This window comes from Pseudidiomarina fusca (assembly GCF_032227045.1).
In the GTDB taxonomy this organism is placed as follows: domain Bacteria; phylum Pseudomonadota; class Gammaproteobacteria; order Enterobacterales; family Alteromonadaceae; genus Pseudidiomarina; species Pseudidiomarina fusca.
On record NZ_JANFPJ010000013.1, the window covers coordinates 17,382 to 32,113 of the forward strand.

At 48.5% G+C, this 14,732-nt stretch carries 11 protein-coding genes; 3 read left to right on the top strand and 8 right to left on the bottom strand.

Annotated features, from left to right (window positions below; translation table 11 throughout):
* Positions 1 to 25: 25 nt before the first annotated feature.
* Positions 26 to 841, top strand: a complete 816-nt coding sequence (locus NOG12_RS07890; protein WP_153826302.1) for a mechanosensitive ion channel family protein — start codon at positions 26 to 28, stop codon at positions 839 to 841.
* On the opposite strand, the gene NOG12_RS07895 is transcribed toward NOG12_RS07890, so the two are convergent.
* The 3 genes from NOG12_RS07895 to NOG12_RS07905 are packed head-to-tail and all read right to left on the bottom strand — an operon-like array spanning position 801 to position 5,272.
* Positions 801 to 1,838 (bottom strand): ACP S-malonyltransferase, encoded by a 1,038-nt coding sequence (locus tag NOG12_RS07895; RefSeq protein ID WP_313932917.1) that lies wholly within the window; start codon positions 1,836 to 1,838, stop codon positions 801 to 803. The two genes, NOG12_RS07890 and NOG12_RS07895, sit on opposite strands and share 41 nt — an antisense overlap.
* Positions 1,831 to 4,053 carry a thiamine pyrophosphate-dependent enzyme gene (locus NOG12_RS07900; RefSeq protein WP_313932918.1) on the bottom strand — a complete coding sequence of 741 codons (2,223 nt, stop codon included), beginning with the start codon at positions 4,051 to 4,053 and terminating at the stop codon, positions 1,831 to 1,833. Before NOG12_RS07900 ends, NOG12_RS07895 begins: the two co-directional genes overlap by 8 nt.
* A 43-nt stretch (positions 4,054 to 4,096) precedes the next feature.
* Entirely contained in the window at positions 4,097 to 5,272 is a 1,176-nt protein-coding gene (locus NOG12_RS07905) for an acyl-CoA dehydrogenase (protein WP_153826300.1), read from the bottom strand.
* A gap of 190 nt (positions 5,273 to 5,462) precedes the next feature.
* Between NOG12_RS07905 and NOG12_RS07910 the strand changes: the two genes are divergently transcribed.
* Entirely contained in the window at positions 5,463 to 6,311 is an 849-nt protein-coding gene (locus tag NOG12_RS07910; RefSeq protein WP_110076465.1) for a LysR family transcriptional regulator, read from the top strand.
* Positions 6,312 to 6,372: 61 nt separating this feature from the next.
* Here the strand turns inward: NOG12_RS07910 and NOG12_RS07915 are convergent, their stop codons facing one another.
* The 3 genes from NOG12_RS07915 to narL form a co-directional block, all read right to left on the bottom strand.
* Positions 6,373 to 6,567, bottom strand: coding sequence for a YfhL family 4Fe-4S dicluster ferredoxin (locus NOG12_RS07915; protein ID WP_153826299.1), 195 nt, complete (start codon positions 6,565 to 6,567; stop codon positions 6,373 to 6,375).
* Positions 6,551 to 7,894: a prephenate-dependent tRNA uridine(34) hydroxylase TrhP gene (gene trhP / locus NOG12_RS07920; RefSeq protein ID WP_313932958.1), complete on the bottom strand. Its 1,344-nt coding sequence runs from the start codon at positions 7,892 to 7,894 to the stop codon at positions 6,551 to 6,553. The genes NOG12_RS07915 and trhP overlap by 17 nt, the downstream gene beginning before the upstream one ends.
* A gap of 161 nt (positions 7,895 to 8,055) precedes the next feature.
* Positions 8,056 to 8,700, bottom strand: coding sequence for a two-component system response regulator NarL (gene narL / locus NOG12_RS07925; RefSeq protein ID WP_153826298.1), 645 nt, complete (start codon positions 8,698 to 8,700; stop codon positions 8,056 to 8,058).
* 213 nt (positions 8,701 to 8,913) lie between these two features.
* On the opposite strand from narL, the gene NOG12_RS07930 reads away from it, so the two are divergent.
* A complete protein-coding gene (locus tag NOG12_RS07930) occupies positions 8,914 to 10,272 on the top strand; it encodes an MFS transporter (RefSeq protein WP_313932919.1) in 1,359 nt (452 codons plus the stop codon).
* Here NOG12_RS07930 and NOG12_RS07935 read toward each other — a convergent pair.
* Positions 10,269 to 12,068 (bottom strand): ATP-binding protein, encoded by a 1,800-nt coding sequence (locus tag NOG12_RS07935; RefSeq protein ID WP_153826320.1) that lies wholly within the window; start codon positions 12,066 to 12,068, stop codon positions 10,269 to 10,271. The two genes, NOG12_RS07930 and NOG12_RS07935, sit on opposite strands and share 4 nt — an antisense overlap.
* 146 nt (positions 12,069 to 12,214) lie before the next feature.
* Positions 12,215 to 14,479: a nitric-oxide reductase large subunit gene (locus tag NOG12_RS07940; protein WP_153826296.1), complete on the bottom strand. Its 2,265-nt coding sequence runs from the start codon at positions 14,477 to 14,479 to the stop codon at positions 12,215 to 12,217.
* Between the last annotated feature and the right edge of the window lie 253 nt (positions 14,480 to 14,732).

A 14,732-nucleotide genomic window follows, 5' to 3' on the forward strand; every position in this document is an offset into this window, starting at 1 on the left:
TGGGTCAAACAGGATAATCTAACTCATGGAAACCGATAAAATACTGGGGCTCTTTAAAACAGTAACGAGTGCCGCTGTGATAGAGATTGCGATAGTGATCACTGTCGCAGTAGCTATTATTTGGCTTAGTCAGCGCCTCTTACCTTGGTTAGCAGACCATTTACATGGTAAGCAGCGGCTGTTTGTTTTAGCTATGATCCCAACCCTTCGGGTGGTGGTTTTCATCTTAGCGGCCTTGTGGATAGTGCCGATGGTAATTGAAACCACCGTACAAAACATGGTGGCGATATTAGGCGCAGCTGGGCTCGCCATAGGGTTTGCACTTAAAGATTACGTGAGTAGCTTAATTGCCGGTATTGTCGCAGTTTATGAATTACCTTATCGTCCGGGCGACTGGATTGAGGTTGACGGCACTTACGGTGAAGTAAAACACATTGGTATGCGTGCGGTAGAGATGGTGACGCCAGATGATACCGTGGTGTTTGTGCCTCATTTAAAATTATGGAATAGCCTAATCCATAACGCTAACAATGGCGGGCCCAGCCTGATGGTGGTCACCGATTTTTATTTAGCCGCTAATCATGATGCGCATCAGGTTAAACAGCTGCTTGAAGATGTTGCTCTGACCAGTCCTTATGTGCAACTGAAACAACCGATTGTGGTGATCATTCTTGAGAAGCCGTGGGGCACTCACTACCGTTTAAAAGCTTATCCGATAGATCCGCGGCAACAATTTCAGTTCATGACAGATTTAACGGCGCGAGGCAAAGCTTGCCTACGCGCGTTAAATATTGAGTTTGCTAACCTGTCACCAGAGCACGCTGTTCAGGTAACCCCATAGATAACAAGTAGGGCAATGGCACCTGTTGGCGTGCGCTAAACTCGGCTTTGCTGTCTAGACCTTGCCAGTTAATTTCGATGAGTGCTTGCGCCACAGCACCACCAAGCCCTGCGCCTGGGCCTAACAGGATAAAGTGGTCAGGGGCAAATTCTTTCGCGGCCGTTTGTATCGCTTTGCTAAAATCGTAGGTTTCGGTGACTTGGTGCCCCAGTGTGTATTGCTGTAATGCCGCTTGATGAGTTACATGGGCAGGCCAGATCTGGCCGCGACCATCAATCAAGGGCGTTTGTGGAGCATGAAAAGCCGCTGCTGGCCATTCAGCTAAAGCTTGTTGCGATGCCTGTTGCATAAAATGGGTATGAAATGCGGCGTGGCCTGGTAAGAGCATAGGAAAGCGCTCATCTAATCGAGGTAAAGCCGCCATAGCAGCACTGCAAGCAGCCTCGGAACCAGCTAACACGGCATAGCCGCCGTACTTTATCGACATTTTTAAATCACCGGCAAAACGCTCTAACTGCTGCGCTACTGCTGCTTGCTTGGCGGCACAAGGTCGCCACTGCTCATCGACGACAGGATAAATAAATTGCGCCCCAGCACCGCCAGCAGTTAACTGCGCCATGCGCGTTACTAAGCGTGTGCTGGTATTTATGTTCCAGCTTTCGGCGCAGGCCATGGCGGTGTACCAGCCCATTGAATTACCGGTGATAGCCACAACCTCAAACTGATCGGTATTAAGCGCTTGATAGTCTAAATAGCCACCGGCATAAATCAGTGCCGCCGCATGCTCCGGGCGCTGATGAAGCGAGCTTTTAAACAACGGCGCTTGGTCTAATTCGCTGACAGTTGCTAGATTGAGGTCGGTGCGGGTGTGATCGATTTGCGCCAAGGTAGGTTGCAGAGCTGCAGGTAAGGCGCTGCTAATAGAGCCAAGCTCTGGCTTGTTGTAGGTACCGCGGCCAGGGCAAACAACCACTGCCGTTTTGCGAGAGTTAGTCATGATGTTGCTCCAGCAAAGCTAAGGCTTGAGTCACGATATCGGTGCACGAAGGTAAGACGGTATAGGCTGCTGCACCTAATGGGATAAAGCTGTCAGCAGCGTTAAGGCGCTGGATATGAAAGTATCCTGGCTGATGTTCGTGCAGGGCTGTGAATAACTCTTCGCTTAATGACCCGCGACTACGACATTCATCCACAATCAGCACCTTTTTGCAGCCCGCTAGTGCAGCTATGATTTTATCTACGTGCAGAGGCACCAAGCACCTTAGATCAAGAACCCGAACCGAGTGCCCTGCTGCGGCTAGCTTGGCTTCAGCTTGACGGCTTAGATAGTAGCCGTTGCCGTAAGAAATAATAGCCAACTCGAGACCGTCTCCAAACACGGCTGGCTCGCCTAACTCTGGCACAGGATGCTGCGGGTCTGGATAATCACTTAGCCAGCCGTTATCACCCACTTGATGTAGATCGCGCGTCATATACAGAGCAATAGGTTCGAGCATGATCACCACTCGCTGTTCACGAGCTGCAAGTTGCACCGCTTGTCGCATCAATAATGCGCCATCACGACCATGACTCGGGCACAGCAAGATGATCCCTGGTATATCCCTAAACACCGCGAACGAATTGTCATTATGAAAATGACCACCAAAACCGCGTTGATAAGCTAAGCCAGCAATTCGGATCACCATGGGGTTGGTATACTGACCACTGGAGAAGAAAGATAAGGTTGCGGCCTCGCCTCTAATTTGGTCTTCAGCATTATGCACATAAGCCAAAAATTGAATTTCTGGCATCGCAATAAAGCCTTGTTGCGCCATACCTATGGCCAACCCGAGAATACTTTGTTCATCAAGCACGGTGTTAAGGACGCGATTGGGGCCAAAAGCTTCCATCAAATGCTGAGTGACGTGGTAAACACCGCCTTTTTTAGCGATATCTTCACCGCACATCACGATATTAGAGTATTGCGCCATTAAATCATGTAACGCCCAATTGATGTGCTTAGCTAAATGCTGGGGCTTGCCGACATTGTGCTTGTCCCACTGAAATAGCGCTTGGCGTTGTTCGGCTGGCGCTGGTTTTGGCAGCGCTTGCGACCGTGCTGGAGGCACGATGCTGGCCATCACTTCAGCGGCAGAATTGAGTTTAGGCCGTTGGCTTGCTTGCACCGCAATACGTGCAATACGTTGTTGCTGCGTTTGAATAAATGCACCGAGTTGATGCGGATCGAGTAATCCTCGACTAAGTATCGCGGCACAGCTATGCAGTAACGGGTCTCGTTCATTGTCTAGCGCAATTTCTTGCTTACTGCGATAAGCAACTTCGGCATCTGCGCCCGCATGCCCAAACAAGCGTACCGTGCGTAAATGCAAGATGGCAGGTTTGCGCTTATTGCGTACGTAATCGGCCGCGGCCTGAGCCACCAAATAGGTTTCGGCAAGGTTGCTGCCATCAGCACTGAAATACTTAAGGGCTGGGCGCTGACTTAACTGTTGCTGAATCCATCCTCTGGGAGTGTGGGTGGAAATCCCCAAGCCATTGTCCTCACAGACCAGTAGCAGAGGCATCGGAATTTGTTGATAAGCGGCCCAACTGGCTGAATTGATCGCACCTAAAGCGGTGGAATGATTTGCTGAGGCATCCCCAAAACTGCAAACCGCGATAGCATCATGAGGCCAAGTGCCTTGGTGCGCTAACCGTTTACTCAAGCCTAATGCAAAAGCGGTACCCATCGCCTTTGGCACATGCGATGCGATGGTACTTGTTTGCGGTGGTACGTTGAGATGCAAACTGCCAAGCACTTTATGACGACCGCCAGCAATAGGTTCATCAGCGGCTGCGGCAAAGCTGAGTAGCATGTCGTACAACGGAGTGGAGCCCGGTGCTTGCTTGGCGCGCTGAATAAAAAACGCACCGCTACGATAATGTAAAAAGGCCGGGTCGGTAACCCGCAAAGCTTTCGCAACGGCAGCATTGCCTTCGTGGCCGGCGCTACCAATGGTATAGAAGCTCTGGCCGGCAGCTTGCATTAAGCGAGACTGTAAATCTAATAAACGACTACTAAGCTGCGAATCAAATAAATCATACAGCTCGGCGTCACTCAACACACCACCAGCGGCGTGCGCCTGTGGCAGTTGGCCCTGCTCAATGCGCTGCAACAGTTCCGAGAGCCAGGGGTGCATAGCAGCCCGTGGCATGGTCTCTGAGGTCGACATGCAATTCTCCTACGCGTTACTATGGCTAGCTTGAATGAGTTGGTTAAGCGAACGCTTGTAACCCAGTTTGGGCGCGGCCAAGAATTAACGCATGCACATCGTGCGTACCTTCGTAGGTATTAACAGCTTCTAAGTTCATCACGTGACGAATCACATGGTATTCATCAGCAATACCATTGCCGCCATGCATATCACGAGCAACCCGGGCAATATCTAATGCCTTGCCACAAGAGTTACGCTTGATGAGCGAGATAGTTTCTGGCGGAAGCTGATCTAAATCCATCAAACGGCCAGCTTGCAGGCAGGACAACAGACCAATGCTAATCTCAGTTTGCATATCGGCCAGTTTTTTCTGAATCAGTTGGGTAGCTGCAAGTGGACGATTAAACTGATGCCGGTCTAGGGTGTATTGGCGCGCTGCGTGCCAACAGAATTCAGCGGCACCTAAACTCCCCCATGCAATCCCATAGCGAGCTTTGTTGAGACACCCGAAAGGCCCTTTGAGGCCGCTTACATTTGGTAGTAAGGCATCTTCGCCAACCTCCACATCATCCATCACAATTTCACCAGTGATGGAGGCGCGCAGTGAGAATTTACCTTCTATTTTGGGTGCAGAAAGGCCTTTCATACCTTTTTCTAAAACAAAGCCGCGAATCTCACCATCTAACTTGGCCCACACCACAAACACATCTGCGATAGGGGAGTTCGTGATCCACATCTTGCTGCCTTTAAGCACATAACCGCCATCAATTTTCTTGGCAGTAGTGCGCATGCTAGCAGGATCTGAACCCGCGTCTGGCTCAGTTAAACCAAAACAACCGACCCACTCTCCACTGGCGAGCTTGGGTAAGTACTTCATTCGTTGTTGTTCGGTACCGTAAGCATAAATCGGGTGCATGACCAAACTTGATTGTACGCTCATCGCGCTACGATAGCCGCTATCGACGCGTTCTACTTCGCGGGCAATAAGACCATAACAAACGTAGTTAACTTCAGCGCAACCGTACTTTTCTGGCAAAGTAGCACCGAGCAAACCTAACTCGCCTAGTTCGTTCATAATCTCGCGGTCAAACCGTTCTTCGCGATTAGCTGTCAGTACCCGCGGCATAAGGCGCTCTTGACAATATTGGTGAGCAGTATCGCGAATCATGCGTTCTTCTTCAGTCAGCATGCTAGAAAATTGAAACGGGTCTTGCCAGTCAAAAGGAAAACGTGCCATGGAGAATCCTCTGTATTAATGCAAATTGGATAATAGCTATTAGATATTGGATATTAGAGCTGTGCTATCAATCAATAGCTCATGTTTAATAGCTAATATCGCTCTTGTTCTTATTTCATAGGCTTCACTTTACTCCGGTTTGCTGTAAAGTTAAATCATATAAAATCTACATCAGGTATAGTTAATAACTATGGATTTGCGCCAACTCAATTATTTTGTGGCTGTCTATGAAAATGGCAGTATTAGCGCCGCTGCGCGGGTTTGTAATGTGGCTCAGCCGAGTCTCTCAAAAGCCTTACAACAACTAGAGGATGAACTAGGCGTTGCGTTATTTGCGCGGCAATCACGAGGTGTCACCCCCACTGAGGATGGTGAGCGTTTATATGGTCATGCCGGGCGTATGCTTAGTCAGATGCAATCTTTGCGTGCGTCTTTTCGGCAAAGCGTGAAGCGCGTTCAGTTTCGTTTAGGCTTAATTCGCGCGCTTGGGGTAGAACGAATGAGCCAGCTATTAAGAGAGTTCAGTGCCGGGGTTGAGGGTTTAGAGTTGCATCTTGTTGAACCAGAAGACGAAGGGGATGCTCGTATTATCACACCCAAAATGCTGAAAGCGGGCGAGCAATTTCTACCCATTTGGACTGATAACTTTTTGGTGGCGTTACCTGCCGGACACCCGCTGGGGTTAAAAAGCTCCTTAGATTTGGCTGATTTTGATCAACTGGCACTCATTAAGCGCACCCCATGCGATGCGTGGTCACAGTTGTATCCAGAGTTGATAAGAAATGGCATCCAACCGGATATTCGAGCAGACATTCACACCATTGAATATGCATTAGGATTGGTTTCTGCAGGTGTTGGAGTAGCACTAGTGCCAGATTTTGAGGCGTTACGTGAACGTCAGGATGTGATTTTACGACCGCTGCAAGGTTTAACATTACAGCGCACTATTGGTTTAGCTTATCCACGCTCTAAATCAGGACAACCGGCTTTAGAATGGCTGCGCACTTTATGCCAGCAACGCAGTCACGACCTACAATAAGCACCAACCAAGATAAAATGGCAACCGAGAGGTTGCCATTTTGACCGGTGCTAGAGCCAGGCTAATTAGGCACCAGCACCATGCATTCTATGGGGCAGACTGGAATGCAGGCTGGCTCATCATAAAAGCCTTCGCATTCAGTACATTTTTCAACATCAACCACATAATGTTCTGGGCCCATAGCGATGGCTTCGTTAGGGCACTCGGGTACACACATGTCACAGTTAATGCAGTCACTTTCAATGAGCACCGGCATTTTTAACCTCCACATTGAGATCAACAACAGGAATCGTCTGCTGGGGTTTAACCGCAGCAACTTTGATAAGCATCGCAAATGGAGCATCTGCTTCGCTTAACGCACATGGCAAATCAATCGTAACTTGACGACCGGCACCCGCGGCGCGAACCAAATCAAGGCCCTGATTATCTTGCATGCTGGACAAGGTAAATTGGATATTGCCAGAAGGCTTCATCAAGATGATAGTGTCGCCTATAGCAAATGCATTTTTCACCTCGACATAAGCTTGGGTGCCACTACTACGGATAATCTCACCCACTAATAGCTGCTCACCTAAGCTATGACTGGTGTCGTAATTTTGGGTATCACTGGGTACATGGCGGCGTAAAAAGCCTTCGGTAAAGCCGCGGTTGGCCATGCCATCTAGCTCGTTAAGTAACGCCCGGTTAAAAGGCTTACCAGCAACAGCATCATCGATAGCTTGGCGATAAATTTGTGCAGTACGAGCTACATAATAAGGCGACTTGGTACGGCCTTCGATTTTCAACGAATGCACTCCCATGTGGGTGAGTGCCTCGACATGCTCGATACCCCGTAAATCTTTTGAATTCATAATGTAGGTGCCGTGAATATCCTCATCCATCAGCATGTATTCGCCCGGGCGCTGGGGCTCAGTTAATAATACCGGCTTATCAATCGGATTAAACTGGCCGACGGCATCTTCTTCAGCATCATGCACTTGGTAGGGCCAGCGACACGAGTTGGTGCAAGCACCTTGATTAGGGTCTCGTTTATTGAAATAGCCCGACAGCAAGCAACGGCCGGAATAGGCCATACACAATGCGCCGTGCACAAAAACTTCAATTTCCATCTCGGGGCAGCGCTGCCTAATTTCGGCAATTTCGCGTACTTCGAGTTCACGAGACAGAATGACCCGTTCAATGCCTTGTTGTTGCCAGAATTTAACCGCCGCCCAGTTGACGGTATTGGCTTGTACACTTAGGTGTAATGCTTGGTGCGGGTAATGCTCTCTTAGCAGCATCACGATGCCAGGGTCTGAAACGATCAAAGCATCCGGCTGTAACGCCACCACTGGCGCCATGTCTTCTACAAATCGGGTAAGCTTAGCGTTATGAGGAGCAATGTTGACTACCACATAGAACTTCTTGTTTAGGGCGTGTGCTTCAGCAATACCGAGCGCAAGGTTAGCGAGATCGAACTCGTTATTACGCACGCGTAAACTGTATCTTGGTTGGCCGGCATAAACGGCATCGGCGCCATAGGCAAAGGCCAGACGCATAGCTTTTAGGCTGCCAGCGGGCGAAAGAAGTTCAGGGCTTGTCATGATGGTCATTGCTCTTACTACAAGGTACATGGCATCTAAGCGAGAGCTTAGATGGGTTATTAAGAGGCTACGGTGCGCAGCCGCTCATGTTACAAATAAAACCCCAGACAAAACTTGATCGGCATCAATCTTTGCTGGAGTTTGCTCAGGTTCTAACTAGCTTAAGCGTCGTGGTTTACCATCCACACTGCCGCTTCTACCCGCGACCGTAAACCTAGCTTTTTCAGCAAGTGCTTCACGTGTACTTTAACGGTACCGTCAGAAATATCTAACTCACGAGCAATCACCTTGTTGCTCATGCCTTTAGCGATGAGTTTTAAAATTTCTTGTTCGCGATTGGTGAGGCTATCGTACTTGCTCGCAGAAGGTGCTGAGGGACGTCGCAAGGCGGTTGCTAAAACTTCGGTAATAGACTCACTAAGCACCATTTTGCCTTCAATAGCGCGTTGAATTTGTTCTAATAATAACTCCGGGTCCATATCTTTTAATAGGTAGCCATCGGCCCCGTTAGTTATCGCCGTAACGACATCTTCATCGGCATCAGACACGGTGAGCATGACGATCCGAGAGGTCACCCCGTTGTCGCGCATCCGCTTAAGGGTTTCTAATCCATCCATACCTTGCATGTTCAAATCAAGGATAATCAAATCCGGATCAATTTCTTCGGCTAACTCTAGTGCTTCTGCACCGCTGCTACATTCAGCTACAACCTCTAAGCCGTCTTCAAGCGAAATCAGTTGTTTGAGCCCTTTACGCAAAAGTGGGTGATCGTCCACAAGCATAATGCTAGCTGGAGTATCAGACATGAGTTGCTCCTTTAATGTCTTATGATGATAAGCGTCAATATTTTATAGGGGGTATTTTTGCACAATGTAGCCCCGTTAGCCAAAGCTTAGCACCTTATTAACCCTTTGGGGGTAGTTTTAACTGCCTCTTTTGCATTGCTATTTATCCCCCTCGCTAAATTGTTTATTTGGCGGTGCTCACGCATAGTTACTAGCATAGCTGAGGAGTAACATGTGAACACCATTCGACTTTCGCCAACCATCGACAAACTCACCGCAATCAATCTGATTGTGGGGATGACCTTGTGGCTAAGTTGGAGTGTCTTGGTGGTGCAGCTCCATGCAGTAACGGTTCATTTGAGCTATGCACAGCTATACAGTTTGCTGGCAGCAGCCGGGAGCGGTGCTTGTGTGTTTCAGTTTGTTTTTTTATGGCTGGGTGAGCGCAGTATGCATAAGCGCTTTATTCAAGTAGGTTCAGTACTGTTATTGATACCGGCAATTGGACTTACGTGGCAGCTAAGTGTGGAGGAGATTGCGATTGAGCAACTGTATGTGTTGGCCTTTCTTTCTGGCTTAGGTGGCGCCCAATTTATTGCCTTACAACCTGCTGCAGGTGCACGGATTGAGAAGAGCTCACTTGGCTGGGTGCTAGCGGTTAACGCAGGGATCGGTGGGGTCGGGATTGTGTTGGCACAAACCCTACTACCGTTGCTTAGCGGTATCAACTGGCTAGGTGATTGGGCGGCTTCTCCTTGGTTAACTCATCAAACAAGTGGTGATATTGTCGGGGTGTTACCGCCGAGTACGCCCCTATGGCTTGCCAACACGGGCTGGTTATTGATGGTGGCAGTGATTGCAACAAGCCTGTATTCGTTAGGGCAGCGCCGTGCTCGAGGAGCTCAGGCTATGCCTAGCCCCTCAGGGCATCCCCCCAGCGCTGAGCCTGTTGTTACCAACACCCAACCGCCGATGCTAGGGCGCATTCTAAAGAACCGCCACACTTGGTTGATGACTTTATTCTACGTGATGGCCTTTGGTTCCTTTATTGGCTTTGCGATGACACTACCCTTAAGCCTTGAAACCTTTAGTGCTAACTACACACCAAGTGCCCTAACGTATGCTTGGATTGGGCCACTCTTAGGAGTGCTGGCCCGACCTTTTGGTGGCTGGCTGGCTGACCAGTACGGTGGCGCCAAAGTCTTGGTGGTGTGTGCTTTAGTGATGGCTATGGCTTGCTTGAGTGCCGCTTACATGACCGCAGCAGCCCTGCAAAGTAGGGTTCCTGAAGAGTGGTTCTTACCCTACCTGCTGGTCTTTTTGGTGATTTTTATTGCGGCCGGAACGGCTAGTAGTGCGGTCTTTAAAACTGCCAGTGTGGTGCTGCCATTAGAGCAGTTACCATTAGCATTGCGTTGGCTTACAGCCGTGGCAACTGCTGGCGCTATCTACATACCAGCCCTGTGGTATATCAATGTGAGCCAAGCCCATGGCGCCAATACGCTGGTGGCCTTTGCACTTTTTTACGTGCTGTGTGCGGCACTAGTTAGCTGGGTGTATCTGCGCCGGCGTAGCGAGTTTTATAACCCTTAAACAGTCGCTTCACGCTCTAACAGGTACTGCGGCACAAAACTAAAATAGACTCCTGTGCCACCTTCAGAACGGCGTTTTATTTCAATGGTGCCACCTAGATGACGGCTACGCTCTTGCATGATAGCAAGCCCGTAATGATTCATTTTTTCGGCCTGATCGGGAATACCTACACCATTATCTTCAATGCTTAATTCAATTCGCTGATCGTGCTGGCTTAGCTGTACCACCACATCTGTGCCTTGGCTGTGGTGAATGGCGTTCTGACAGGCTTCACGGATAATTTGCAGCAAATGAATTTCTTCATGCGGTACCAAGGGGGTATTCTCTAACTGATAGTTCAGCCTGAAGGACAGATCAGACTGCTCACTAAATTGATTGATAGTTGTTTGCAGGGCGTGCAACAGCCCCGCACCATCTACTTTGAGGCGGAAAGTGGTAAGCAATTCGCGTAACTGCCGATAAGCGGCATTAAGCCCTTGTTTAAGCTCTTCTGCAACATCATCAATCACTTCTTTATTATCTTTCTCAATGGCTTTGTTGAGGCGTGTCACCTGAATCTTCAAGTAGGACAAAGCCTGCGCAAGAGAGTCGTGCAGCTCACGCGCAATCACCGTACGCTCTTGAATAAGAGCTAGGCGCCGTACTTGCTCTTCTTCTTGTTTCAGGCTTAGGGCAATGGCCAGTTGGTCGGCAACTGACTGTAGCAACTGTTGTTGCCAATCGTTGAGTTGCTCGCTAAGGCTACAACGAGCTACCAAGACCCCGTAATTTTGTTGTTCGCGCTCAATGCTAAAGCGATAAATGCGCTGGTTGTTCTGGATACTCACTCCGGCCCCAGCATTCACACACTGGCTACAATCAACCCCTTCGCAAGGATCTTCTGGGGCGCCAATAGGCTGCACCTGTAAATAGGGTTTATTGCCTGCCTCGGTAATTAAGCAAAGCTCGAGGTCTTCAACCTCAGAGGCGCGCTTTAACCCTTCAACAATGGTGGTAAAGTCGTGATAACCAGGTGAATGCTCGATGATCATTCGCGCGGTGTCGTACAAAAACTGCAAGCGCACATTGCTTTGAGAAATGGCTCGGGTTTGTTCATCGACGCGTTTTTCAAGATTGCCATACATGTAACCCACAGCTTCGTTCATTTTATTCAAGGTGCCCGAGAGCACACCTAGCTCATCACGCATGGGATGATTCACACGGGCGGTAAAGTCGCCCTGACCAATTCTTTTGGCGGCGAGAGTTAAAACCTCTAATGGATACTTAACGCGGGTGCGTAACCAATAGAAAATAACCAGCGCTAAACCAATGCTAGAAAACAACGAGAGCACCTGAATTAATCGAATGGAACGTATGCGCTGCTCGGCATCTTGTTGAATGGCGGTAACAAAGCGATTAATTTGGTCTATTTGCGGCAAAATCTGTTGTTGTAAATTAGCACTGGTGACCACGCCATCGGCTATTTGCTGCTGGAATTGCTGCCAACTGGTTCGAGTTTGCGTATATAAGGTTGCTAAATCAGACTCACTATGGCTAAAACGGTTAAAGACTTGATGATGCCAACTTTGTTCAAATTCGGCTTGCATGGCTGCTGCTGCAGCACTATCAGCATCATGTAATTGATGCCAGCTGTATTGATACGCTTGGTAGCGCAGTGAGCCTGCAATATTTATGGCTAAGGCATCTTGATCTGCTTTTTCTGAGAGCCAATACGAAGCCAACAGCGTGACTACGGTAAGCGCCACCATAAAACTCAAAGCAAAACCAATGCGTGTCACAATAGATGAATTAGGCATAGACAATTAGGAGTCAAACTCTTGGGTTGATTTAAACAGATGCGTTAGTGTACCTCGGATAGCAACTGAACAACAATCAACCGTAAAAAAAGCGGCAGCACCTAAGTGCCACCGCCTTTAACTTCACCTTTAATTTCAGGCTGTGATTAAGCTATATGCTGTTGTTCACGTGAGCTTTTATCAAACCACAAGCCATACACCACTTGCCAGCTGATAGCAAAAGCACCGACGATAAAGACCACGTCGCCAACAGTGCGCACCCAACGTAGACCCTCTAGCAACGGTTGTTGCATAAAGGCTTCGCTACGTGCATACCATAAACCTTCAGACGCTGATGCATAGAACTGGATGAAGCCAACTGGCAGCAAGCTAGTAAATAGCATCATGCCAAGGCCAATGTTCATCCACCAGAATGCAGTGGTCATCAGTTTATCGTTAAATTGCAGGTTTGGACGAATGTAGCGCAAGATGAGTAAGACAAAACCTAGCGCTAAGAAGCCATACACCCCAAACAAGGCCGCGTGAGCGTGAGTTGGTGTGGTGTTCAAACCTTGAATATAGTACAGCGAGATAGGTGGGTTAATCATGAAACCTAACACGCCAGCACCTAACATGTTCCAGAAGGCTACCGCAACAAAGCACATGAGTGGCCATTTAATGCGTTGCATCCACTCAGCTTTGCGTTGCAAGCTCCAGTTTTCCCAAGCTTCGTAGCCCAAGACAATCAAGGGAACGACTTCTAGCGCAGAGAAAGTTGCACCAACGGCCATCACGGGAGTGGTGGTACCGGCAAAGTACAAGTGGTGGAAAGTACCAGGTACGCCGCCAAGCATAAACAACGATGCTGACGCTAAGGTGGCCGTAGTAGCCATTTTTCTAGAAACCAAGCCCATGCTATGGAAAATAAAGGCTAGGGCAGCGGTGGCAAATACTTCAAAGAAGCCTTCTACCCACAAGTGCACGATCCACCAGCGCCAGTATTCCATCACTGATAAGTGAGTACGTTCGCCATAGAAGAAGCCAGCACCGTAGAACAGGCCAATAGCAACAACAGATGCGGTGAGTAGTGCTAATAAGTTCTTGTCGCCTGGTTGACGAAGAGCGTGGAAGACACCGCGCATCATCAACACTAACCAGAACACGATACCTAAGAACTTACCAATCTGCCATGCACGACCGAGGTCGACGTATTCATAACCTTGGTGACCCCACCAGAAGCTTAAGTGCTCAGGCATAATTTGAGCAATAGAGAGGAAGTTACCAATAAAGGTACCAGCAACCACTACAACTAACGCCCAAAATAGTAGGTCGACTCCTAGTTTTTGATACTTAGGATCTTTACCACCATTAATGATAGGTGCTAAGAATAAGCCAGCAGCTAAGAAGCCAGTAGCAATCCAGAACATGGCCGCTTGTAAGTGCCAAGTACGCACTAGCGAGTAGGGCAACCACTCAGACACGTTAATACCATAGAATTCTTGACCTTCTACAGTGTAGTGAGCAGTAAAGCCACCTAACAAAACTTGTAAAGCAAACAACGCCACGACGATAAAGCAATATTTACCTAGTGCTTTTTGTGATGGTGTAAGTTTGAAGGTAGTGATTGGATCTTGCTTAGGAATCTCAATTTCTTCTTCATCGTGGTCGCGCAAGAAAGCCCAACCCCAAATCAAAGCACCGATACCAGCAATCAGTAAAATCACACTAATAATAGACCAAATGATATTCTCAGCACTTGGCTTATTATCAATAAGCGGCTCATGCGGCCAGTTATTGGTGTAGGTGACATTGCTATCAGGGCGTTCAGTAGCGGCTGACCAAGCAGTCCAGAAAAAGAACTCAGTCATACGCTCGCGTCGCTCAAGGCTCGGCAAGGTGTTCTCTTTCATTGCATAGCTTTCGCGCGTGCTTTGTAGCTCAGGAGCATCGCTGAATAAGCGAATATAATAATCCGCTACGTCATTGATGGCTGCTACTCGAGTCTCACTTAGTAGCACCGTATCAGTTGCAGCATCGTAGGTGTTGGTACGATATTCCTGTTTTAACGCAAATTGCAGAGCATTTTGCTCAGCTGGGCTCAAGCTATCGTAGCTCATGCCGTAATCACGTTGCGCTACAATTTCTAACCAAGCTACGAGCTCACGGTGTAACCAGTCTGCAGTCCAATCGGGTGCTTGATAAGCACCATGGCCCCAGATCGAGCCTAATTGCATACCACCGATGGATTGCCAAGCGGTTTGACCATCGAGAATACTCTCTTCAGTCATTAACACTTGTCCCGATTCCGTCACGTACTGCGCTGGAATAGGCGGTGCTTCGCGGTATACCTCTTTACCAAAATAACCCAAGATACCAAAGGTAATCGCTAGGATGCCGATGAGTATCCACCAAAGTTTCTTATAACCGGCCATATGGCACCTCCGGTTGTTGTTGTTGATTCATGCGAGAGTCTCCCTTTATTGCATTTCGCACGCATTCATAGATGAGTACCCTTTCCTTATAGCAAGTCTCGTGCCAACTTTTATCCATCTGATTTTATTGGTTTTTGTTTGTTTTTAGGGTAGATATAACCGCACTTTTTGAGGGTGCTAGTAACCCGTAGGGTTATTTTTACCCACCAGCATGTTTTGGCTAGCTTGGCCAAGCGGCGTTCAGAGTTTTTCA